Annotated in this window: 22 protein-coding genes; 15 read left to right on the plus strand and 7 right to left on the minus strand. The window is 70.6% G+C overall.

Translation table 11 applies throughout. From position 1 onward, the window contains the following. Positions 1–37: 37 nt before the first annotated feature. From E1161_RS12340 to E1161_RS27575, 5 genes are all read left to right on the plus strand, one after another. Complete coding sequence (locus E1161_RS12340) at positions 38–886, plus strand: tryptophan 2,3-dioxygenase (protein WP_132622782.1); 849 nt, start codon at positions 38–40, stop codon at positions 884–886. After that, positions 876–1694 (plus strand): alpha/beta fold hydrolase, encoded by an 819-nt coding sequence (locus E1161_RS12345; RefSeq protein ID WP_132622784.1) that lies wholly within the window; start codon positions 876–878, stop codon positions 1692–1694. The genes E1161_RS12340 and E1161_RS12345 overlap by 11 nt, the downstream gene beginning before the upstream one ends. Continuing rightward, positions 1694–2935 (plus strand): kynureninase, encoded by a 1242-nt coding sequence (gene kynU, locus E1161_RS12350; protein ID WP_132622786.1) that lies wholly within the window; start codon positions 1694–1696, stop codon positions 2933–2935. Before E1161_RS12345 ends, kynU begins: the two co-directional genes overlap by 1 nt. Before the next feature lie 62 nt (positions 2936–2997). Continuing rightward, positions 2998–3219: an NUDIX domain-containing protein gene (locus E1161_RS27570; protein ID WP_235874976.1), complete on the plus strand. Its 222-nt coding sequence runs from the start codon at positions 2998–3000 to the stop codon at positions 3217–3219. Between the two features lie 28 nt (positions 3220–3247). Further along, positions 3248–3418, plus strand: a complete 171-nt coding sequence (locus E1161_RS27575; protein WP_207920204.1) for an NUDIX hydrolase — start codon at positions 3248–3250, stop codon at positions 3416–3418. Between the two features lie 15 nt (positions 3419–3433). On the opposite strand, the gene E1161_RS12360 is transcribed toward E1161_RS27575, so the two are convergent. Beyond that, entirely contained in the window at positions 3434–5905 is a 2472-nt protein-coding gene (locus tag E1161_RS12360; protein ID WP_132622788.1) for a UvrD-helicase domain-containing protein, read from the minus strand. A 433-nt stretch (positions 5906–6338) separates the two neighbouring features. Between E1161_RS12360 and E1161_RS12365 the strand changes: the two genes are divergently transcribed. Continuing rightward, a complete protein-coding gene (locus E1161_RS12365) occupies positions 6339–6644 on the plus strand; it encodes a chorismate mutase (protein WP_132622790.1) in 306 nt (101 codons plus the stop codon). Between the two features lie 48 nt (positions 6645–6692). Here E1161_RS12365 and E1161_RS12370 read toward each other — a convergent pair whose 3' ends face one another. Together E1161_RS12370 and E1161_RS12375 are read right to left on the minus strand one after the other, a co-directional pair. Continuing rightward, entirely contained in the window at positions 6693–8009 is a 1317-nt protein-coding gene (locus tag E1161_RS12370; RefSeq protein ID WP_132622792.1) for an MFS transporter, read from the minus strand. A 48-nt stretch (positions 8010–8057) separates the two neighbouring features. Further along, a complete protein-coding gene (locus E1161_RS12375) occupies positions 8058–8819 on the minus strand; it encodes a 3-hydroxybutyrate dehydrogenase (protein ID WP_132622794.1) in 762 nt (253 codons plus the stop codon). A gap of 125 nt (positions 8820–8944) precedes the next feature. On the opposite strand from E1161_RS12375, the gene E1161_RS12380 reads away from it, so the two are divergent. Both E1161_RS12380 and E1161_RS12385 read left to right on the plus strand, forming a co-directional pair. Next, positions 8945–9265 carry a hypothetical protein gene (locus E1161_RS12380; RefSeq protein ID WP_328591249.1) on the plus strand — a complete coding sequence of 107 codons (321 nt, stop codon included), beginning with the start codon at positions 8945–8947 and terminating at the stop codon, positions 9263–9265. 503 nt (positions 9266–9768) lie between these two features. Beyond that, positions 9769–10599, plus strand: a complete 831-nt coding sequence (locus E1161_RS12385; protein WP_132622796.1) for a hypothetical protein — start codon at positions 9769–9771, stop codon at positions 10597–10599. A gap of 529 nt (positions 10600–11128) precedes the next feature. On the opposite strand, the gene E1161_RS12390 is transcribed toward E1161_RS12385, so the two are convergent. Beyond that, entirely contained in the window at positions 11129–11539 is a 411-nt protein-coding gene (locus E1161_RS12390) for an ester cyclase (RefSeq protein WP_132622798.1), read from the minus strand. Positions 11540–11786: 247 nt separating this feature from the next. Between E1161_RS12390 and E1161_RS12395 the strand changes: the two genes are divergently transcribed. The 3 genes from E1161_RS12395 to E1161_RS12405 all read left to right on the plus strand — a co-directional run bounded on the left by E1161_RS12395 (position 11787) and on the right by E1161_RS12405 (position 16137). Further along, a complete protein-coding gene (locus E1161_RS12395) occupies positions 11787–12518 on the plus strand; it encodes a hypothetical protein (protein ID WP_132622800.1) in 732 nt (243 codons plus the stop codon). Positions 12519–12944: 426 nt separating this feature from the next. Continuing rightward, positions 12945–14345 carry a serine/threonine-protein kinase gene (locus tag E1161_RS12400; protein ID WP_132622802.1) on the plus strand — a complete coding sequence of 467 codons (1401 nt, stop codon included), beginning with the start codon at positions 12945–12947 and terminating at the stop codon, positions 14343–14345. Positions 14346–14592: 247 nt separating this feature from the next. Then, positions 14593–16137 carry a serine/threonine-protein kinase gene (locus E1161_RS12405; protein ID WP_207920205.1) on the plus strand — a complete coding sequence of 515 codons (1545 nt, stop codon included), beginning with the start codon at positions 14593–14595 and terminating at the stop codon, positions 16135–16137. On the opposite strand, the gene E1161_RS12410 is transcribed toward E1161_RS12405, so the two are convergent. Then, positions 16138–17037 (minus strand): LysR family transcriptional regulator, encoded by a 900-nt coding sequence (locus E1161_RS12410; protein ID WP_165939763.1) that lies wholly within the window; start codon positions 17035–17037, stop codon positions 16138–16140. It abuts the gene before it with no gap. Positions 17038–17148: 111 nt separating this feature from the next. Between E1161_RS12410 and E1161_RS12415 the strand changes: the two genes are divergently transcribed. Next, entirely contained in the window at positions 17149–18105 is a 957-nt protein-coding gene (locus E1161_RS12415; RefSeq protein WP_132622804.1) for a DMT family transporter, read from the plus strand. Between the two features lie 154 nt (positions 18106–18259). Here E1161_RS12415 and E1161_RS12420 read toward each other — a convergent pair whose 3' ends face one another. Both E1161_RS12420 and E1161_RS12425 read right to left on the minus strand, forming a co-directional pair. Then, a complete protein-coding gene (locus E1161_RS12420) occupies positions 18260–18946 on the minus strand; it encodes a response regulator (protein WP_132622806.1) in 687 nt (228 codons plus the stop codon). Positions 18947–18985: 39 nt separating this feature from the next. Then, on the minus strand, positions 18986–20311 hold the full coding sequence (locus E1161_RS12425) for an ATP-binding protein (RefSeq protein ID WP_235874977.1): 1326 nt from the start codon (positions 20309–20311) through the stop codon (positions 18986–18988). A gap of 122 nt (positions 20312–20433) precedes the next feature. Here E1161_RS12425 and E1161_RS12430 point away from each other — a divergent pair, with 122 nt between their 5' ends. The 3 genes from E1161_RS12430 (at position 20434) to E1161_RS12440 (ending at position 22927) form a co-directional block, all read left to right on the plus strand. Then, a complete protein-coding gene (locus tag E1161_RS12430) occupies positions 20434–21636 on the plus strand; it encodes a PspC domain-containing protein (protein WP_132622808.1) in 1203 nt (400 codons plus the stop codon). After that, on the plus strand, positions 21629–21817 hold the full coding sequence (locus tag E1161_RS12435; RefSeq protein WP_132622810.1) for a hypothetical protein: 189 nt from the start codon (positions 21629–21631) through the stop codon (positions 21815–21817). The genes E1161_RS12430 and E1161_RS12435 overlap by 8 nt, the downstream gene beginning before the upstream one ends. Positions 21818–22012: 195 nt before the next feature. After that, complete coding sequence (locus E1161_RS12440; RefSeq protein ID WP_132622812.1) at positions 22013–22927, plus strand: glycoside hydrolase family 16 protein; 915 nt, start codon at positions 22013–22015, stop codon at positions 22925–22927. Positions 22928–22975: the final 48 nt, after the last annotated feature.

Consider the following 22975-nt stretch of genomic DNA (forward strand, 5'->3'; position numbering starts at 1 on the left):
TGCCTCCGATGCTGGAGGCGGTCCCCCAGGAGTTGTGATGACCGACCGCGCCTCCGCCACCGCGGAGCTGTCCACCGACGACCCCCTGACCCAACCGTTCCGGGGCGCCAGCCCCTACGACGAGTACGTCCGCGCGACACTGCTGAACAACCTGCAGCAACCGCTGACCGAGGCCGCCGACGAGATGGGCTTCCTGATCACCACGCAGGTGATGGAGTTGTGGTTCACGCTGATCGTGTACGAGTGGCGCGCCGCGCGGGACGCCTTCCGCGCCGACGAGCTCGACGCCGCGATGGACGCGCTGATGCGCAGCCGCCGCGGGTTGAAGGCGCTCAACGAGTCGTGGGCGCCGATCGCGTCGCTGACCCCGGTGCAGTTCAACGGTTTCCGCGCCGCGTTCGGCAAGGCCTCCGGTTTCCAGTCCGCGATGCAGCGCCACATGGAGTTCCTCATCGGACAGAAGTCCGCGGCGCTGCTGCGCGCGCACTCCGGCGACCCGTATGTCCACAAGGGACTCAGCGAGGCCCACGAGGAACCGTCGCTGTACGACGAGGTGCTGAACTTCCTCCACCGACGGGGGTACCCGGTGCCCGAGCACGTCCGCGAGCGCGACGTCACCGCGCCCTACGAATCCGATCCCGGCGTGGTCGAGGTGTGGCGTCGCATCTACGCCGGGCCCCAGCACCACCCTCTGCTGCGGTTGGGCGAACTGCTCACCGACGTGGCCGAAGCGATCACCCGATGGCGGCTGGACCACGTGATGGTGGTGCGCCGGGCGATGGGCGCCAAGCCCGGCAGCGCAGGCTCGGCGGGCGTGAAGTACCTGGAGGAGCGCGCCGCGATCGCGGTCTTCCCCGAGCTGTGGGAGGCCCGCGGTGCCGTCTAGGAGCATCTCCGCGCACGCCGCGGAGGAGGAGAAGCGGGTGCTGAGCCTCAAGCCGGTGCTCGCGCCGCGGCACGGCAAGTACGGCGAGCACCCGCACCACGGCTACGACGAGTGGCCCGGTGACGGACCGCTGGTGGTGCTGCTGCACGGCGGCTACTGGCGCTACGACCGGATGCACCTGACCCCGTTCGCCGCCTACCTGGCGCGGCAGGGCTTCTCGGTGCTGCTGCCCGGGTTCCGCCGCTCCGGCGGCGCAGGCGGGTACCCGGCGACGTTCGACGACGTCGCGCGGATCGTGGACGAGCTGCCCGCCGGGCGGCCGTACGTGCTGGCCGGGCACTGCTCGGGCGGGCACCTGGCGCTGTGGTCCGCGGCTCGCGGGCTGCTGCCCGCCGGATCGCGCTGGCACTCGACGCGGCTGCCGACGGCGGTGCTGGCCCTGGCGCCGATCACCGACCTGGCCGCGACCCGCCGCGACGACCTCAGCGACGGGGCCGCGTTGCAGCTCATGGGCGCCGAGGAGTTCACCGAGCGGCTGCCGATGGTGGATCCCGTGACGCTGCTGCCGGAAGCCGGGACGACGGGGGTGCGCACCGTCCTGCTGCACGGCGAGGTCGACGAGGAGGTGCCGCGCGGGCAGTTCACCGACTACGCGGCCGTGCACCGCGACCTGGAGACCGTGGTGCTGCCCGGGACAGGCCACTACGCGCTGATCGAACCGGACACCCCGGCCGCCGCGGACGTGGCCGCCGTGCTGTGGCGGTTGTGCGGTGAGTGGGACGACAACTCTGCGAGAGGGTGCTCCTGATGGCACAACAGCTCACCGACCTCGCCGACCAGCTCGACGCCACCGACCCGCTCGCGCACGTCCGGGACCGCTTCCTGCTGCCGGAGGGAGTGGTCTACCTCGACGGGAACTCGCTCGGCCCGCTGCCCGCCGCGGTGCCGCCGGTGCTGGAGGACGTGGTGCACCGCCAGTGGGGCACCGACCTGATCCGCTCCTGGAACACCCACGACTGGTGGCAGGCCCCGCTGCGGGTCGGCGACGCCATCGGCGCGCTGATCGGTGCCGCGCCTGGTCGGACGGTCGCGGGTGATTCCACCAGCGTGCAGCTCTTCACCGCCCTCAGCGCCGCGGCGGAGCTGCGCCCGGGCCGCCCGCTTCTGGTCACCGACCCGGAGCACTTCCCCACCGACCGGTACCTGGCCGACTCGGTCGCCCAGCTGCACCGGCGTCAGGTCCGCCGGGTGGCTCCCGCGGACCTGCCGGAGTTCCTCGACGAGCACGGCGACCAGGTCGCGGTGATCAGCTACTCACCGGTCGACTTCCGCAGCGGCGAACTGCACGACATGGCCGCGCTGACGCGGGCCGCGCACCGGGCGGGCGCGCTGGCGCTGTGGGACCTGTGCCACGCGGCCGGGGCGATGCCGGTGCACCTCGACGCCCTCGGGGTGGACTTCGCGGTCGGCTGCGGCTACAAGTTCCTCTCCGGTGGGCCCGGCGCCCCCGCCTTCCTCTACGCCGCCGAGCGGCACCACGATTCGTGGCGCACGCCGCTGAACGGCTGGACCGGCCACGCCGAGCCCTTCGGCCTGCGAGCCGACTACGCCCCCGCACCCGGCATCGCGCGTGCCCGCATCGGCACGCCGCCGATCCTGTCGCTGCTGGCCCTGGAGGCCGCGCTGACCGCGTTCGACGGTGTCGACCTGGCGCAGGTCCGCGCCAAGAGCCTGTCGCTGACCGGGTTCTTCCTCAGCTGCGCCGAGAAGCTGCTGGCCGCGGAGGGTTTCGAGCCGATCACCCCAACCGCACCGGAGGCCCGCGCCAGCCAGGTGTCGCTGCGCCACCCGCACGCCTACGGACTGATCCAGGCCCTCGCGACGCGAGGCGTCGTCGCCGACATGCGGGCGCCCGACATCCTCCGCTTCGGCGTCAACGCCCTCTTCACCTCGCACCACGACGTCCTCACCGCTGCCACCCTGCTCCAGCGCACCACCGCCACCGGCGATTACGACCCGGCACCGCAGGAACCGGGCACCGTGACCTGAACCGGGGCGGGGCCCGGGAGAATTCGGTGGCGGGGTGATGCATGACGGGGAGGATCTCCGGCGTGGGTGTTGCGGAGATTCGCGGACCGTTCGTGGGGACCAGCGCCATCGTGGTGCGCGACGGAGCGGTGCTGCTGGGGATGCGGAAGGGCGCTCACGGCGCCGGCGAGTGGTCGTTCCCCGGCGGCGAGGTCGACCCCGGTGAAGCACCGGAGGACACCGCCGCCCGGGAGCTCGCCGAGGAGACGGGGTTGCGCGCCGCCGACATCACGAGCACCTCCTGAACCAGCGACGTCTTCGACGGCGACGGCCTTGCACTACATCACCCTGCACCACCTGATCACCGCCGACGGCGAACCCCAGGTCCTCGAACCCGACGAGGTCGAGTCCTGGAGCTGGCACCCGTGGCACGCCCTGCCCACCCCGCTGTTCACCCCGGTCCGCTCCCTCGTCGGAACCGGTTGGCGACCACCGGCCGCCTGACCGGGCGGGGCTAGCTCAGAGCTTGGTGAGGGGGACGCTTCCGATGAGCATCAGCTTGACCGTGCCGGCCGTGCCGAAGTCGATGGTGGCCGTGGCCCGGGGGCCTTCGCCGTCGGTGGCGACCACCGTGCCGAGACCGTACTTGTCGTGGGTGACCTTGTCGCCCGCTTCGAGCTTGAGGGCGACCGTGTCCTTCCAGCCCTTCATGTTGGTGCTGCGCATGCCGCGCTCGGCCAGGCCCGCCTGAGCCGAGTCGCCGCCGGTGCGGTCGAAACCGCCTCGGCTGCCCCAGGTGCTGCGGACCTGCGGGGCCGCGCGCTCGGGCTCGATGCGGCGCCAGTGCATCAGCTCCTCGGGGATCTCGGTGAGGAACCGCGAGGCCGGGTTCGTCATCGGCTGCCCCCACGCCGAGCGCATCATGGCGCGCGACAGGTAGAGCCGCTGGCGGGCTCGGGTGATGCCGACGTAGGCCAGTCGCCGCTCCTCGGCGAGCTCGGTCGGATCACCCAGGGCCCGGTTGTGCGGGAAGACGCCGTCCTCCCAGCCGCCGGAGAACACCACCGGGAACTCCAGGCCCTTGGCGGTGTGCAGGGTCATCAGGGTGACCAGGCCGTCGCCGGTCTCGGGCAGCGAGTCGGCGTCTGCTACCAGCGAGACCCGCTCCAGGAACGCCGCCAGCGAGTCGTCGGCCAGCGGGTCCTCGAGGACGTCGTCCGCGTCGTCCTCCGCCGCGGGTGTCACCCCGGACACCACGGCCTCCGCCGACGGCGAGACCTCGGCGTCGACCGGCAGCGGCGCTCCCGCGCGGGCCTCGGTGAACTCGCGGGCGACGGTGATCAGCTCGGTCAGGTTCTCCAGCCGCGTCGCGTCCTGCGGATCGTCGCTGGCCTCCAGCTCGCCCCGGTACCCGGTGCGCTCCAGGACCGTGTCGAGGGTTTCGGCGACGTCGTGGTCCGCGGCGACCTTGTGCAGCTCGTCGAGCAGCTCGACGAAGCCGGAGATCGCGTTGCGGGCGCGCGTGTTGAGCAGCGGGACCTCACCGGCGGCGGCACGGCGCAGGGCGGTGCCGAAGGAGATCCGCTCCTGCTCGGCGTGCACCGCGACCACGGCCTCCGCGCGGTCGCCGATGCCGCGCTTGGGCACGTTGAGGATGCGGCGCAGGCTCACCGTGTCGTCCGGGTTGTCGAGGACCCGCAGGTAGGCGAGGGCGTCGCGTACCTCGCGGCGCTCGTAGAAGCGGACACCGCCGACGACCCGGTACGGCAGGCCGAGGCGGATGAACACCTCCTCGAACACGCGCGACTGGTTGTTGGTGCGGTAGAAGACCGCGATGTCGTTGAACGTGGCCTCGCCCTGGTCGACGAGCTTGTCGATCTCACCGGCGACGAAGGCGGCCTCGTCGTGCTCGTTGTCGGCGACGTAACCGACGATGGGCTCGCCGTCGCCCGCGTCGCTCCACAACCGCTTGTCGCGCCGGTTCGGGTTGCGCTGGATCACGGCGTTGGCGGCCGACAGGATCGTCTGCGTGGACCGGTAGTTCTGCTCCAGCAGGATGCTGCGGGCCTGCGGGTAGTCGCGCTCGAACTCCTCGATGTTGCGGATCGTGGCGCCGCGGAACGCGTAGATCGACTGGTCGGCGTCACCGACCACGCACAGCTCCGCCGGTTCCACGCCGCTCTCGGTGGGCCCGGTCCCGACCAGCTCCCTGACCAGCGCGTACTGCGCGTGGTTGGTGTCCTGGTACTCGTCGACGAGCACGTGGCGGAAGCGGCGGCGGTAGTACTCGGCGACCGCCGGGTGCTGCTGCAGCAGCTCGACCGTGCGCATGATCAGGTCGTCGAAGTCCATCGCGTTGGACTCGACGAGCCTGCGCTGGTAGGCGGCGTAGACCTGGGCGACCTTGCGCTCCACGTCGTTGCCCGCCTGCTGCGCCGCGTCCTCCGGCGTGATCAGCTCGTTCTTCAGGTTCGAGATGTTGATCGACAGCGTCCGCGCCGGGTAGCGCTTGGAGTCCAGGTCCTGCTCCCGGGCGATCATGGTGATCAGCCGCTTGGAGTCGTCGGAGTCGTAGATCGAGAAGTTCGACGACATGCCGAGCGTCTTGGCCTCGCGGCGCAGCACCCGCACGCACATCGAGTGGAACGTCGACACCCACATGACGTTGGCCCGGCGACCGACCAGGTCGGCGACGCGCTCCTTCATCTCGGCCGCGGCCTTGTTGGTGAAGGTGATGGCCATGATCTGGCCGGGGTGCGCACCGCTGGCCAGCAGGTGGGCGATGCGGTTGGTCAGCACCCGTGTCTTGCCCGATCCGGCGCCGGCCACCACCAGCAGCGGCGAGCCGGTGTGCGTCACGGCATCGCGCTGCTGCGGGTTGAGCCCAGCCAGCAGCGCCTCCGGGTCCGGGCTCGGCCGGGCCTGAGGTGCGGAGGGCTGCGCGGGCCGGGGCTCGTCGCCCTGCCATTCGAGATCGAGGGGGGTGTTCATCGTCGAACCACGTTACCGAACTCCTCGGACAGGACTTCGCTGCGTGAGCTCACCTCGCGCAGCGGCGCGGGTGGCGGACCAAGGGACGCCGTCCGGATTCCGGGAGCCGCTCCCTTCTGCATGCCCATGCACGGCGTCACGGCTGTCCCAGACCGGCGGCGGTGCGAGTTGCTCACGTGGGGCGAGGAGCAACGGCTCCGCCGTCGAAGCGTCCAACTCGTGGGACGCGGTGACCAGGCAGTGGATCGGGGCTGGGGGTTGTGGCAGACTGGTGGTGTGCGAACGCAGCAGTACGAGTTTTTCTACGGGCCCGGGACTCCGGCGCCCGTAGCTGCGTGAGCTCGAATACCACTACGACGCCCCGGGGTCCTCGGACTCGGGGCGTTTCGCGTTCCGGGACGGGAACGGGGCCGGATCCGGAGGATTACGTCCGATGAACGCCACTGTGGACGGTGACCAACCGCAGTCCGAGAAGCCCTCGACTGAACGGGCTGCAGAGGCCATCAGCAACTTCCGCGAAGAGATCGACCACCTCGACGCCGAGATCCTGCGCCTGATCAAGCGCCGGGCCGAAATCTCCCAGCAGGTCGGGCAGGCCCGCATGGCCGCGGGCGGCCCGCGCATCGTCTACAACCGCGAGATGGACGTGCTCGCCCGCTACCGCGAGCTCGGCCCGGAGGGACGCGAGATCGCCATGATCCTGCTCCGCCTCGGCCGAGGCCGGCTGGGCCACTCCTGACGTGCGCCGCGGGCGCCTTCGGCCTGGTCGAAGGCGCCCGCGGTCCCGTCATGCCGCGTGGTCGGCGGCGAGGTCGCGATCCCGGGTCTCCGGTGCGCGGAGCACCGCGACCAGGGTGACCACCGAGCACAGCGCCACGTAGATCGAGATCGGCAGCGAGGAGTCGAACGCGGCCAGCAGCGCGGTCGCGATGATCGGCGCCAGCGAACCCGCCACGATCGACGCCAGCTGGTAACCGATCGAGGCACCCGAGTAGCGGACCCGCGTGCCGAACAGCTCCGCGAAGAACGCCGCCTGCGGCCCGTACATCGCGCCGTGGAACACCAGGCCCACGGTGGTCGCGAAGGTGATCACCCAGAACGACTTGGTGTCGAGCATCGTGAAGAAGAAGAACGCCCACACTCCCGTGCCGACCGTGCCCAGCAGGTAGATCGGCCGCCTGCCGAACCGGTCGGACAGCGCGCCCCAGATCGGGATGCTGATGAAGTGCAGGACCGAGGCGATCAGCGCGGCGTTGAGCGCGACCCCGCGCGGCAGGTCCAGGAACGTGGCCACGTAGGTGAGCACGAACGAGGTCAGCACGTAGTAGACGACGTTCTCGGCGAACCGGGCGCCCATCGCCGTGAGCACCTCGCTGCGGTAGTGGCGCAGCACCTCCAGGATCGGCGGCTTCTGCTCGGCGCCGCTGTCCTCTGCCTTGCGCTGCGCCTCCAGGAACACCGGCGACTCGGCGACGGCCAGCCGCACCCACAGCCCGATCAGCACCAGAACACCGGAGAGCAGGAACGCGACTCGCCAGCCCCAGGCCAGGAACGCCTCGTCGGACTGCACCGCCGCCAGCACCGCCAGCACCGCGGTGCCGAAGACGTTGCCCAACGGCACCCCTGCCTGCGGCCACGACGCCCAGAAGCCGCGGCGCTCGGCGGAACCGTGCTCGGAGACGATGAGCACCGCACCGCCCCACTCACCGCCGATCGCGAAGCCCTGGATCAACCGCAACGCGGTGAGCAGCAGCGGGGCCAGCACCCCCACCGACTGGTAGGTGGGCAGCAGGCCGATCGCGAACGTCGCGCCACCCATCATCACCAGGCTGAGGACCAGCAGCTTCTTCCGGCCGATCCGGTCGCCGTAGTGGCCGAAGACCAGGCCGCCCAGCGGCCGCGCGACGAAGCCGACCGCGTAGGTGATGAACGCGAGCAGGGTGCCCATCAGCGGATCGCCCGCGGGGAAGAACAGCTGGTTGAACACCAGCGCGGCGGCCGAACCGTAGAGGAAGAAGTCGTACCACTCGACGGTGGTGCCGACGAGGCTCGCGACCACCACGCGGGTGGTCGAAGATCTGGCGGGAGCGGACTCGGTGGTCATGGCTGCGTCCTCCTTGACGGGCCGGTGTTCACCTCGGGACTTGCCTGGTCAGTTCGCCGTCCAGCCGCCGTCCATGGACAGCGAGGCGCCGGTGATCGACGTGGTGCCCGGCCCGCACAACCAGGCCGCGAACTCGGCGACCTCGTCGGGTTCGACCAGCCGCTTCACCGGGGTCCGGGCCAGCAGCACGTCCTCGGTGACCTGCGTCTCGGGCACCCGGTGCAGCCGGGCCTGCTCGGCGACCTGGCGCTCCACCAGCGGCGTGCGCACGAATCCCGGGCACAGGCAGTTGGCGGTGACGCCGTGCGGAGCCCCCTCCAGCGCGATCGTCTTGGACAGGCCCTCGATCGCGTGCTTCGCGGTGACGTAGGCGCTCTTGAACGGCGAGGCGCGCAGCCCGTGCACCGACGAGATGTTGATGACACGGCCCCAGCCGCGCTGGTACATGCCCGGCAGCGCGGAACGCACGATGCGGAACGGCGACTCGACCATCACGCGCAGGATCGCGGCGAAGACCTCCGGCGGGAACTCCTGCACCGGCGCGACGTGCTGGAACCCGGCGTTGTTGATCACGACGTCAGCGCCATCGCCGAGGTCGTCGGCGTTGCCGGGATCGCCGAGATCGACCACCCGGGCCGTCGCGCCCAGCTCGTCGGCGAGCGCGGTGACGGCGTCGGCGGCCTTGTCGGCGGCGATCACCTGGGCTCCCGCCGCGACGAATCGCCTGGTGAGAGCGGCTCCGATGCCGCTCGCGGCCCCGGTGACCAGGACCCGCTTGCCGTTGAGATCGAGACCCGTTCGCTCGCTCATAGCGACAGAACCTAGGCGTGACGGCGGTCTCGAACCAGACTTGATCCACAACCTTTTCGAACCGATCGGCAAATCAGGGGGATCCCCCATATCGGACAGGCCCCGTCAAGGAGCAGACTGGTGCCATGGGCATGGTTATCGGTCTGGTCGCACTCCTGGTGACGCTCGCCGCGGTGATCGCGGCAGCGGGGCACGCCGGCTATCTGGCGATGCTGACCTCTGCTGCGAAGAAGCGTCCGGGCGGGCAGCCTGCCGCTGACTTCGCCAAGAAGCGCTACCCGATCGCCGGTGTCGGCCTCGGCGTGACGCTGCTGGCGCTGCTGATCAGCAACGGCGATTCCGCGGGCGCGGACGTCTTCGCGACCCTGCTCGGCCTCGGTGGTGGCGTCGGCTCGCTCAAGGCGCTCCAGAGCACGCAGAGCCGCTTCCGCGAGGGTGATTTCTGACGCTTCGCTGCGCCGCGCCTGCAACCCGGGCGCCGCGCCTCTGCATGCCGCGCTTGCCCCAGGTGACGTCCTCGCCAGCGGACGTCTCAGAGCCCGCGGTGGCCGGTCCCAGGGGTGGGCTCACGACCCTCGCCTCCGCCGCTCGCGCGCAGCCGTGCAACTCGTGATCGCTTCCGCATCCCCGGTCCGTCTTTCGGTGACGTTCGTTCGAGTGGTCGTGCGGTGATATCACCTGTTCGGCGCATCAAGAGCGCCGTTCGGAGCACCGATCTCACCGACGCGAAGCTCGCCGTGAACCAATTGCGGGTTGCAGAAAGTCGAGACCTCCGATGCACAGCGGCAGAACCATCGGCTGGAGCGGCCGACTCGATTGGCCGCCGCCGGCACCGACACCGTCCGCGGGGCAGGACCCGGCTCCGGGTCGCCACCGCAGGACCGACCCCAGCGCGGCGGGGGCGCAGATCCCGCCGCAGCGGACCGGGCCCGAGGAACCACCGCCCCGCGTGGTGATCGATCCGCTGACCGACACCGCGCCGGTGGGCGGGCTGCACAAGTTCGACCTCGGCATGGTGCCCGCCTCGGTCACCCCGCCTCCGAGCTGGCGACGCGCGGCGTGGTTCGCGATCGCCTCATCGGTGGCCGCACTGGGCGGCCTGGTGTTCGCCACGGCGCTGGTGTCCAACCACCACACGACCCACATCGAGGGCCTGGAGCTGCCGAGCATGCCGCGCGGCGGCTCGTACCCGCCGCTGTCACGCGATCCCTACTTCCTGACCGGTGACCCGACGCGGCCGTCGGTCGCGAGCAGCACCTCCACATCATCGGGCAGGCCGAACCAGCTGGCCCCTGGGGTGCCGCCGACCGGAACGCCCGAGCCGACCGCGCCCGGCGAGCACGCCGGGGACGAGCCCGCCGACGAGCCCGCCGACGACGAGGAGCCCGGCACGCCCGGCAGCGGAGCGCCAGGCACCGGGACACCTCCCGGCACGAGCAGGCCGCCCACCACCGAGGCGCCGCAGCTGTTGCAGCTGACCGACACCGAGGGCATGCAGCGCACCAGCGAGCAGTACTACGGCGCGATCTCCAGCGGCGACCTGCCCGGCGCGTACGCGATGACCACCGGCGCGCTGCGCGCCGAGGGCTACGAATCCTTCGCGGCCCGCTACTCCTACGCGACGCGGATCGAGGTCCTGCAGGTCTACGCGACGCCGACGAGCACCGCGCACACCCTGCGGCTGACCTTGCCGGACGGCTCGGAACGCATGGAGCGCCGCGTGCTGCGCTACGAGATGGCCGAAAGCCCGATGATCTCGTCGGACGAGCGGGTCTCCTGACCGCCGGCCGATTCCCGGATCGAGGTCGGGGCTGTCGAAGCTGAGATGGAGCAGCCCGGCGCCGCGGGCGTGCTCTGGCCCGACCGCGATCGACATGCCTCCTGGTGGCCGACCGGCCTGAGCACCTCGCGCCAGCACCGATTCCTCGAACTGGGGGACGTCCGCCCAGCACACTCGGCGTGAGCGGGGCAGCCCGGACGATGTCGCAGTACGGGTCATCCCGGACTTGGAAGACTGGCACGACCACACGAACGCCACGACATCACCGTCGCCAGCGCCGAGCTTCGCAGCGGCTTGCCGACCGCCGTGGCGTAGCCGCATCTGCGCCTTGCCGGCACGCACCGGATCGCGCCTCTGCGACCTGCTCGAACGCGGTTGATCGTCGTTCTCAGCGCGCCTGCTACCGAAAGGCCGGCTGGCTGGAGCGATACTCCTGGAGCTCACCAGACCCACACCCGGAGTCGCGACGGATGGTGGGTCATGGAGTCGGTCGACCCGGTGCTCGCTGATGACCCACCAGCGTTGTCACTCAGGTGTCGGAAATCGCGCCCAGCTGCCGCAGGACGCTGTAGTTGTCGTAGTACTCACGTTCGCGGTAGATCTTGCCGTCCCGGATCTCGACGATGTTGCACACGAGGACCTCGATCTTCCTCCCCGTTGGCGCGATCCCGTCAAGCTCGTTCTCGTGCGTGCCCCGTACCGTGAGTTCCCGGACCGCGACGTCGTCCCCACACGCGAGAGTGCTGCGGTTCTCGAACGTCAGGTCGGGAAACGCAGTCTTGTACTTGTCGGCGACTGCGATGCCGGCATCCGCTCCTGGCTGCTCCCCTTCAGCGTCGAGGTAGACGTAGTCGTCGTGGTAGAGCTGCCGCAGCCCGTTCAAGTCGTGTTCGCGCACCAGGTCGAACATCTTCTGCTGGATGTCGGTGGCCTCGGACATGCTCAACCCCTTTCCACCTGTGGATACGCAGGTACACCGCTGATGCTAGACAGGCGGTAGGGCGCTGCCAGAGGAATTCGACTCGAGGTGAACCCTGGAGTCACGAACGAAGTCGACGCCGGTGGGGGCACGCAGCGACCACGGACCGTAAGCCGCTGCTCCGTTCGTGATCTTCGTGGCCATCCCTTCCGGTGATCTATTTGGGAAACCTTCCCATTCGGGCGGAAGGCGGGTACCTCTTCACGCCGTGGAGCACGCCAGGGAGCGCACCGCCTTCGACCAGACCGTCACGGTCGCCGAGCTGATCCGCCGCGGCCCGCAGACCCCCGAGCAGGCAGGCCTGGCCGACGAGCTCGCCGACTCCGAAGCCGCGCCCACCCGCAGTCAGCAGGGCGGCCTGGGCGTGCTCACCACGCTCGGCCTGCTGCTGCTGATCTCCGCCGCCGGAGCCGCTGCGCTGATCATGGCCAAGCCCGCGCAGCTCCCCCGTCCCAGCCACTCCGCCGCCGCGATCAGCGGCGTCCCAGCGCTGCGCCCCGACCTGGTGCTCGAAGCGGCCTGGCCCTTCGTCGGCAACGGCGGTTTCGCCGCGGCCGCGGAGGGTGGCGGCAACGCCTCCGCCGCTGAACCGGAAGACACCCACCTGGCCAACCCAGCAGCGGGCAGCGCGAGCACCGCGCTGCGCCTCGTCAGGGACTTCTACGGTCGCGCGCAGGACTCCCCGGACCGGATCGGTGAACTGCTCGCACCCGAGCTCGGGCAGGCGACGGAGCTCACCCGCGCGTGGAGCGCGGTCGACGCGGTGCGGCTCAACGAGCTGCGGATGGAGCCGGACGGTTCGGTGCACGCCCAGGTGGAGGCGGTCTACCCGGGCGGCCGCCGGGTGCTGCTGGACCATCACCTGCACGTCTCGCCGGGCCCGCTGCCGCGCATCGTCTCCGCCGAGTTGCGCAGCGCACGACAGCTCCAGCCCGGCTGAGGAGCACAACAATGCGGCAACGACCCCGCACCCATGCCGACCCGGTCCCGTCGGGACCGGCACCGCCGGTACCGTGGCGTGAGCCGGTAGGCGCTGCGGGTCACGAACCCGGGGCGCCCCCGGCCCGGAGCCGGACCACCAGCCAAAACGCCTGTGAGACGGGCCCGGATCACCGCGGCCTCAGGCGCGGGCGGCGTAGCCTCGAAACCGGTCCTACCGATCTTTTCGACTTCGGGCCTACGCCCACACGGCGTCGGCTAGGCTGCCGTATCGCGGTTCGGTAGCAACCCGAGTCGTGCTTTGAACGTGTACTTGTGGGGGGCCAAAGCCGGTCCGCCTAATCCGCCGGTGTTCGGTGGGGCAACGTCCGGGATCCCCCGGGGAGCGGCCGCCGCTGGGCATCGATAGCAGTACGGGGAGACGTCGGTGAGCGACGAAGGTCGCCTGGTCGCCGGACGCTACCGGGTGCAGCGACGCATCGGCAGTGGCGCGATGGGCGTGGTGTGGGAGTGTGTTGACGAGCGCCTGCACCGCACCGTTGCGGTCAAGCAGTTGCTGTTGCAGCCCGGTCTTGATCCGGGAGAAGCCGAGGAAGCGCGGCAACGGGCAATGCGAGAGGGCCGGATCGCGGCCCGGCTCCAGCACTCGAACGCGATCTCGGTGTACGACGTGGCCGAGGACGAGGGGCAGCCGGTCCTCGTCATGGAGTACCTGCCGTCGACGAGCCTGGCAGCGATGATGTCCGACCACGGCCCGCTGCCGCCGCGCGAGGTCGCGCGGATCGGGGCGGAGGTCGCGTCGGCTCTCGGTGCCGCGCACGCCGCCGGTGTGGTGCACCGCGACATCAAGCCGGGCAACATCCTGCTCGGCGACAACGGCCAGGTGAAGATCACCGACTTCGGCATCTCGCGAGCTCAGGGCGACGTGCAGGTCACCAAGACCGGCATGCTCGCCGGGACGCCCGCCTACCTGTCGCCGGACGTGGCGATGGGCCAGGAGCCGACCCCGGCCTCGGACGTGTTCTCCCTCGGAGCCACGCTCTACGCCGCCATCGAGGGCCACCCGCCGTTCGGTCTCAACGAGAACACGCTGGCGCTGCTGCACGCCGTGGCCGCGGGCAAGATCGAGCCGCCGCAGCAGGCGGGCCCCATGGCCCAACCGCTGATGGCGATGATGGCCGCCCGCGTGCAGGACCGCCCGGACATGGCGCAGTCCCGCGAGATGCTGCAGGCCGTGGCCGACGGCGGCTCGGTGAACTCCATCCCCACGATGGCCGCGCCGATCCCGCCCGCGCTGGCACCGGAGGCCCCGGACAACGCGACGAGCGTGATGGGCTCGGGCGCCGCAGCAGGCACCACGGTCGCCTACTACGAGGACGACCCGTACTCCGAGCGGCCCTACGAGGACGCCACGTCCTACATGGGCGCCGACACGCGTGCCGACTCGGCCGCCTACGAGGAGCCCCGGCGCAGCAAGCGCCCGGTGATCATCTCGGCGATCGCGCTGGTCGCCGTCGCGGTGATCGCGGTGCTGGTCACGTCGGCGCTGCGGGGGCCGGAAGCGCCGCCGCAGCGGCCCGCCAACCAGCAGACGGAAGCCCCGCAGGTTCCCGTCCCGCCGCCGGAGACCACGAGCGAGGAGGAGACGAGCACCAAGCAGACCCGCACCTCCACGCGGGAGACGCAGAGCTCGTCCCAGGAGACGCCCACCTCCGTCGAGGAACCGACGTCCACCCGCAGCGAGCCGACGTCGAGCGACGACGCGACGACCTCGCAGCGGCCGACCCGGACCAGCACCACCCAGAGCGGTAGCGTCACCACGCAGTGAGGTAGACCCGATCCAGGTCGGAAGTCCCGCGGCCGGAGTGCTCATCGACAGGTGAGCGCCCCGGCCGCGGGCGCATTGCGGCCCCGGGGTGCCGCCTGGAACACGCGGCCCAGTAACGTGGTTGCGGGCGTGACACCGTCGGGTGAAGCCGGCAGCGGGGAGTCGTTCCGTCCTCAGTGCAAACGAAAAATCAGGCAGTCCTTAGACAGGCGAGCCCCGCCGGGCGAGCCAGTACCAGGAGACACCGGTGAGCGCCGAAGGTCGTTTGATCGCGGGCCGGTACCGCTTGCAGCAAAAGATCGGTAGCGGCGCCATGGGCGTGGTGTGGAAGGCCGTGGACGAGCGCCTCCACCGCACGATCGCCGTCAAGCAACTGCTGCTGCAACCCGGTTACACCCCCGAAGAGACCGAGGAAGCACGTCAGCGGTCGATGCGCGAGGGTCGCATCGCCGCCCGCCTCCAGCACCAGAACGCCATCGTGGTGTTCGACGTGGCCGAGGACGAGGGCCAACCGGTGCTGGTCATGGAGTACCTGCCCTCGACGAGCCTGGCCGCGGTCATAGACGAGCAGGGCGTGCAGCCGCCGATGCGGGTGGCCCGCATCGCCGTCCAGGTGGCCGGGGCGCTCGCCGCCGCGCACATGGCCGGCATCGTCCACCGGGATCTCAAGCCGGGCAACATCCTGCTCGGCGAGAACGACCTCGCCAAGATCACCGACTTCGGCATCTCGCGCGCCATCGGCGACGTAGCGGTCACCAAGAGCGGCATCCTCGCAGGCACTCCCGCCTACCTGGCGCCGGAGGTAGCGCTGGGCCGCGACCCGGCACCCGCTTCGGACGTGTTCTCGCTGGGTTCGACGCTGTACGCGGCGATCGAGGGCGGCCCGCCGTTCGGCACCGACGAGAACGCGATCAGCCTGCTGCACCGGGTCGCGCGCGGCCAGTTCGAACCGCCGCGCCAGGCCGGGCCGATGACCCCGGTGCTGATGCAGATGCTGTGCCCCGACCCGGTCGACCGGCCGACGATGGCGCACACCCGCGACCTGCTGCAGGCCGTGCTCGACGGCCGACCGGTGCCCAACGCGGCCCCGGGCGCCGGTGCGGGCTGGCAGCGCCAGCAGCAGGCTCCCGCGCCGACCTCGCCGCACGGCGGGGCGATGATGGCGCACCAGGGCATGGGTGGCGGCGGGAACCCGCCCACCCGCGTCAGTGCCGCCGGTCCGGTGGCCGCCGCCGCTCCGCCGCGTCGCGGTGGCAAGCAGGTCGTGCTGTGGATCGTGGCGATCGTGGTGGCGATCCTGGTGGGCGTGCTCGCCGCGAACGCCTTCGGCTCCGGCTCGCAGAGCCAGGGCACCCCGTCGTCCGCCCCCGTGCCGCCACCGGTTTCGCCGCCCGCGCCGACGACCTCGGCGACGCAGACGACCAAGAAGTCGGCGGCACCGACGAGCAGTCATGCCCCGACGTCGAGCGCGACGAGCACCAACAAGCAGGTGACCAAGGAAGAGCTGGTCTCCACGGTCAAGAAGTACTACAAGCTGGTGCCCAAGGACCTCGACGAAGCCTGGGAGCTGCTCGGGCCGAGCCTCCAGTCGCAGGGCAAGGAGCGCTACCAGGCGTTCTGGAAGCAGATCGACGACGTCAAGATCATCGGTGAGCCGGTGCAGTCCGGCGCCAACGTCGTGGTCACCCTCCAGTTCACCAAGGACGGCAAGAAGACCACCGAGATGCACGTCCTCGGCATGGTCGCCAACACCGACGGAGACGCCCTCATCAACACCGACAACCGGAGCTGATCAGCCCACGACCGCGGTCTCGGCCAAGCAGTCGATCAGGGACCTCGCAGCGGGCAGGTCGGCGACGGCTTCCCGGACGGCGACGTGGAGGCGGCGGACCGGCTCCGGGTTGGTGACCGCCCGGATCTCCACGTCCGGGTGCACCACGTTCAGCCCCAGCTGCGGCACCAGGGCGACGCCCAGGCCCGCCGCGACGAAACTCTGCGCGGAGTAGGTGCTGTCGGTCTCCAGTGCGACGCGCGGGGTGAAACCGGCGCTGGCGTAGGCGTTCCGCAGCAGCCGCGAGCAGATCCCGCCGCTGGTCACCGCGCTGTTGATCCAGGAGTCGTCGGCCAGCTTCGCCATGTCGACGCTGTCGTGCTCGACCTGCGGGTGGGAGCAGGGCAACACCACTCGGTACGGGTCGTCGGCCAGGTGCACCAGCCGAACGCCGTGCCGCTGCGGCACCGAGTCGCCGAGCACGATGACCGCCAGGTCCGCCTCGCCTGCGACGACGTCGTCGAGCAGGTCCTCCTCCTGCAGTTGCAGGTCCAGCTGCACCTCGGGATGTTCGGCGCGGAACTTGGCGACCGCCTGCGGGATCAGGCCGACCGCAGCGGTGGTGAAGAACCGCACGCGCAGCAGCCCGGTCCGGCCCGCGCGGATGTCGGCGAGCTCGACCTCGGTCTCGTTGAGCACCTCGGAGATCTGCCCCGCCCGCTCGGCCAGCAGCGTGCCCGCCGGGGTGGGGCGCAGGCCGCGACCGGCCTTCTCCAGCAGCGGGGTCCCGGCTTCCTTCTCCAGCGTGGACAGCTGCTGGCTGATCGCTGAAGGGGTGAACCCGAGGTTGGACGCGGCGGCGCTCACCGAACCGCTGGTGACCACCGCGCGCAGGACTTGCATCCGCCTGACGTCGAGCACGCACCCGACGATACAGCAAACCTTAATGGTTCGTTGAGATTAATTCGCTTGTCCTTACGTCTCTGCTTTTGCAGGCTGGATCCAACAACCCGACGGCACGCGGGAGCGCCGATGAACAACCCGACCAGCTATGTGCGACTGGGCGCGCTCGCGCTCTTCTGGGGAGCGAGCTTCCTGCTGATCAAGCTCGGACTCGAAGCCCTGTCGCCGACGCAGATCGCGCTGGGCCGCATCGTGCTGGGAGCGCTGACCCTGCTGGCGATCTGCGCGGTGCGCGGCTTGCGCATCCCGCGCGACCGGGACCTGTGGCGGCACATCGCCGTCGCCGCCGTGTTCGCCAACGCGCTGCCGTGGGTGCTGCTGGCCGTCGGCGAGCAGAGCGTCGAGTCAGGGCTGGCAGGCGTCCTCAACGCGACGACACCACTGTGGACGGTGCTGTTCGGACTGCTGGCCGGACGCGAGGCGCTGCCACCGCGTCGCGCCGCCGGGCTGCTGATCGGATTCCTCGGTGTGCTGGTCATCTTCGCCCCTTGGCAGGGCGGCGGAACGCTCGGCTGGGGCGTGCTCGCGTGCATCGCCGCGTCGGCGAGCTACGGCATCGGCTTCGTCTACACAGGACGGTTCATCACGGGGCGGGGCACGCCACCGCTGGCGCTGGCGAGCATGCAGCTCACCGCCGCGATCGGGTTCTCGCTGCTCGCGCTGCCGATCGACGGGCTGCGGGTGGTGCACTGGGATCCGGTGGCGCTGCTGGCCGTCCTCGCCCTCGGCGTCGTCGGCACGGGCATCGGCTTCGCGCTGAACTACCGGCTGATCGGTGACGAAGGAGCCACCACGGCTTCCACCGTCACCTACATCATGCCGATCTTCTCGGTGCTGCTCGGCTGGCTCCTGCTCGACGAGCAGCTGCCGCTCCGGGTGCTGCTCGGCATGGCCGTGGTCCTGGCCGGCGTCGCCCTGACCCACCGCACGAGCTCAGGCCCCTCGATCGCCGCCCGCGCCCGGACGGCCTTCGACCGAGCCTCGCGCCTCTACGCCGACCTCGCCACGAACCACCCGATGAAGTAGCGACCTGCGAGCGGTGCAGCCGCGAGCCCGCTCCCGGCTGCACCGCCGCGGGTCCTGAGGCGCCGTGTGGGCGTGCACCAGGAGTGGCGCCCGGAGCCAGGCGGGGCGCTCCAGGTTCCGCCACCCGCACGGCGCGGAGCTGGAACTCGGAGGCTCAGACGAGACGCCGGTCCGAGGCCCAGCGGGAGAGCTCGTAGCGGTTGGAGAGCTGGGTCTTGCGCAACACGCTGGAGACGTGGGTCTCCACGGTCTTGACCGAGATGAACAGCTCCGAGGCGATCTCCTTGTACGCGTAACCGCGCGCCAGCAGGCGCAGGACCTCCCGCTCCCGCCGGGTGAGCAGGTCCAGCTCGGGGTCACCGACGGGGGCCGCGTTCGGGCCCTCGGAGAAGGCGTCGAGGACGAAACCGGCCAGGCGCGGCGAGAACACCGCGTCCCCGGCCTTCACCCGGGAGATCGCCTCCACCAGCTCGCGGCCGGAGATGGTCTTGGTGACGTAACCGCGGGCTCCGCCCCGGATGACCGCTATGACGTCTTCGGCCGCGTCGGAGACAGACAGGGCCAGGAAGACGATCTCGCTCTTGTCGTCACCGGACTGGGCGCGGACCTGCCGGAGGACTTCGGCACCGCCGCCGTCGGGCATGTGGACGTCGAGCAGCACCACCTCGGGCCGGTAGTGGCCGATCCCGGCCACCGCCTCGGCGACCGAACCCGCCTCGCCAACCACCTCGACGGCGTCGGCGGCAGCGAGCTCGGCGCGCACCCCGGCGCGGAACAGCGCGTGGTCATCGACGAGGAACACCCGGACCGGGCGGGACTCCTCAGCGGCTTCACCGGTCACAACATCCTCCGCAACGTCGTTTCCATGGCAGACTGCGCTTCACGCCGCCGACCTGGGCATTTCCATGACCACCTCGGTGCCCTGACCGGGCGAGGTGCGCACCGTGACCTCCCCGCCGTGCCGCTGCACGCGGCCGCGGATCGAATCTGCCAGCCCGTGCCGGTCGTCGGGAACGGCATCCGGGTCGAACCCGGCACCGCGGTCGCGCACGAACACCGACACCACTTCCGGCTCGACCTCCGCGTAGGCGCTGACCTCGCTGACCCCGGCGTGCTTGGCCGCGTTGACCAGCGCCTCCCGGGTCGCGTTGAGCTGGGCGGTGAGCCGGTCGTCGACCTCGCAGTCCCCGACGACGACCTGCTGCACGGTGATCGCGAAGTGGTCCTCGACCTCACCGCAGATCCGCGCCACCTCGGCGGCGAAGGTCCCCTTGCTCGCCACCTCGGTCTCGGCTCCGTAGCCGTCCGGGCCGTAGAGCCAGCCGCGCAGCTCGCGCTCCTGCCCCCGGGCGAGCCTGCGCACCTCGCGCTCGGATTCGGCCTGCTTCTGGATCAGCGCCAGCGTCTGCAGCACCGAATCGTGCAGGTGCGCGGCGATCTCGGCGCGCTCCTGGGAACGGATGCGGCTGGCCCGCTCGACGTTGAGGTCGCGCACCAGGCGCACCCACCAGGGCACGGTGAGCACGGCGACCCCGACCAGCGTGGCGCCGGAGGCGAGCAGCCCGGTCGGCAGCGCGTCCAGCGAGCTCGTGCTGCCCACCAGCAACGCCATGCCGAGCACCACCAGCACGGCGCCGGACAGGACGCGGATCCAGGCGCTGCGCGCACCCGATCCCAGCAGGGCACCCGCGACCCCGGAACGGGCCCCCTGCCGCCAACGGCGGCGTTGGGAGTCGTCGGCCTCCCGCCACACCACGGCCGCGCCCACCAGGGCGACGACCAGTGGCACGGTCAACCAGGCCGGCATCGACAGCACGGCGCCGAAGGCGACGAGCGCACCGACGCCGAGCAGCACGATCCCGAAGCCCTGCTGCCACTCCTGCCTCGTGGCCGGGCGCGAGCCGCCGCCCTGCGGCACGAACACCCACAGCAGCGCGTAGGCGAGGATTCCGGCACCGCCCAGGGCCGAGAGGATCGCGAAAGTCATCCGCACCCACAGCACCCGAACGCCCAAGTGCTCGGCAACGCCCGCGCACACCCCGGCCAGCAGCCGCCCGTCGCGAGTCCGGCGCAGCGGCGGGTGAGCGGGGTGCACCTCGTCGGCGGAGGGACTCACTACGTTCAGCCGGTCGGTCCGCAGCGGGTTCACCTCGCGCTGGGCGCGCGGAGTCTTCTCGTCGGGGGCCATCACGTCATCGATGGTCACACGGTCGAGGGCCGCCAGGCATCAGGGACTGCCCTGACAAACCCGGGAGCGGGGCTGTTCCGGGTCGCATTCAGGGGCGTCCCCGATACCCGCGGACCACGCCGGATCGGATAGTGGTCGGTATGAACAGCACGCAGCAAGCCGGTGGTGTCGAGGCCACCGTGCGCGACTTCTGGGCCACCCGGCCCGTCCGCCCGACCGCCGGGAGCAAGGCGGCCGGTGTGTCGGCGGCGATCGGGCGGCGCTACGGCGTCGACCCGATCCTCGTGCGCGTCTCCTTCGTGGTGCTCACCTGCTACGGCGGCGCCGGGATCGTCCTGTACATGCTGGGCTGGCTGCTGTTCCCGAAGGAGACCGCGCCGCTGCCCGGTCAGACGACGCCGCGCCGCGAACCCACCAGGACCTGGATCGCGGCCGTGCTGGTGGTGCTGCTGTTCCCCGGGATGCTGTGGATGATCAACTCGATGGCGGTGCTGGGGCTGGCCGCGGGTCCGATCGCGCTGTACTTCCTGCACCGCAACCAGGGCGACCGCCAGGTAACCGGGACCGAGAACCCACCGCCGCAGGCCACGCCGACCGGCGAGAACACCTGGGTCTACCCGGGCGTGGCCCCGCAGCAGCAGACCCCGCCCGCGTGGGATCCGCTGGGAGCCGCGCCGTTCGCGTGGGACCTCCCAGAACCGCACGAACCCGAACCGCCGCAACCCCAGCACCGACGCTTCCGCTGGTACAACCCGGCCGCGCTGCTCGTCACGTTCGTGTGCACGGCGGTCATCGCGTCGTCGGGCGCACCGGCCTACTTCGTGCTGGCGACCGCGCTCGGGCTGCTGGGCGTGGCGATGGTGATCGGCGCGTTCCTGCGCGTGGGCCGCTGGCCGATCGTGATCGCCGTGCCGCTGACGATGATCGCCCTGCTCGCCTCGGTGGTGCACCAGGACCGCATCAGCGACATGGACGTCGCGGACTTCAGCGTCGGCGACGTGCGGTTCGCCCCCACCTCGATCTCCGAGTTGTCCCCGAACTACGACCGCTCCGCCGGAACGATCGACCTCGACCTGTCCCAGTTGCAGATCAGCAGCGGGCAGGTCGTGCACACCAGCGCCAACGTGGGCGCGGGTCACGTCCAGGTCCGAGTTCCGTCCACTGTGGATGTTCGGGCTGAGTGCGGCGCCGACGTGGGCGAGGTCAACTGCTTGAACCGGTACGCCAACGGTCGGGACCTGCACCAGGCGATCACCGACCAGGGCCAGGACGGTCCCGGCGGCGGCGAGATCGTGCTCACCGCGACGGCGGGCACCGGAAACGTGGAGGTCATCCGTGACTGACGAGAGCAAGCCCTACGACGGACCCGACCCGATCCTGCTGATCGCGGGCACCATGTCGGCGATCATCGCGGCCGCCGTCGCGCTCGACCTGGAGAGCCAGTTGCAGTGGATACTGGCCAGCGCCGCAGTGCTCGTGGGAATCGCCCTGCTGGTCATCTCCCTGCGCAAGCGCAGCGAGTGAGATTGCCAGTTGCACCGCGTTTTTCGCGGCCGAGGGCGGGATCCTCCGGGAATTTTCCCCCCTCCTGCTCCAAACGCCGATCTGCGCTCTTCCAAAACACGCCAACACCCCCCGGGTGCGGTGCCGGTCTGCTGATACTTCGGACTTGATCGATCCGAACAGCGTTGCTCCCCACAATCCCCGCAAGGAGCTGCCATGACCAGGAACCGCGTGCTCGCCGGCGGTGCCGTGCTCGCCCTGTTCGTCTCGCTGCCGTCCGCCGCCGCGGCGAACCCGAGCGAGGCGCCGAAGGACGTCAAGCCACGCGCCGAGGTCTTCTTCGACGACTTCTCCGGAAGCGAGCTCGACCGCTCGAAGTGGCAGGTCGAGGTGACGGGCGAGAACTTCGGCACCGTCAACAACGAGCAGCAGGCGTACGTCGACTCGCCTGAGACGATCTACATCGACCACGACGGTGGCACCGGTGCCCAGAACGGCGCTCTGGCGCTGCACCCGCGCTTCAAGCAGGGCTTCCAGGCCCCCGACGGCGGCACCTACGACTTCGTGTCGGGCCGGGTGAAGACCGAGGACAAGTACGAGTTCACCTACGGCAGCTACTCCGCGCGCATCAAGCTGCCGGAGAACGCCACGGCCTCCGGTCTGTGGCCCGCCTTCTGGTCGCTGGGCACCAGCATCAACGAGGGCAAGCCGTGGCCGGCGTGCGGCGAGGTCGACGTGATGGAGCACGTCGGCGAGCCGTGGACGAGCTCGGCCATGCACGGACCCGAGTACAACGGCAACACGCCGATCACCCACCAGCAGAACTTCGAGGGCAAGGACCCGGCCGACTGGCACACCTACCGGGTGGACTGGACGCCGGAGGGCTTCACCTTCTTCCTCGACGACACCCAGACCTACCAGGTCACCAGGCAGGAGTTCGACAGCAACGGCTGGACCTGGGTCTTCGACGACCCGCAGTTCATGATCTTGAACTTCGCCCTGGGCGGCCAGTACCCGCAGGGCGTCAACGGCGTCACCGAGCCCTACCCGGGCCTCCCGCAGGAGAGCGTCGACAAGGTCAAGGCAGGCACTGCCCGCTACCTCGTCGACTGGGTCAAGGTCGAGCAGTGAGGCACTGACGTCCAATGTGAGAGGGCCCCTTTGACCTGGTCAAAGGGG

It is taken from the genome of Saccharopolyspora aridisoli, assembly GCF_004348445.1.
Classification (GTDB): Bacteria; Actinomycetota; Actinomycetes; order Mycobacteriales; family Pseudonocardiaceae; genus Saccharopolyspora; species Saccharopolyspora aridisoli.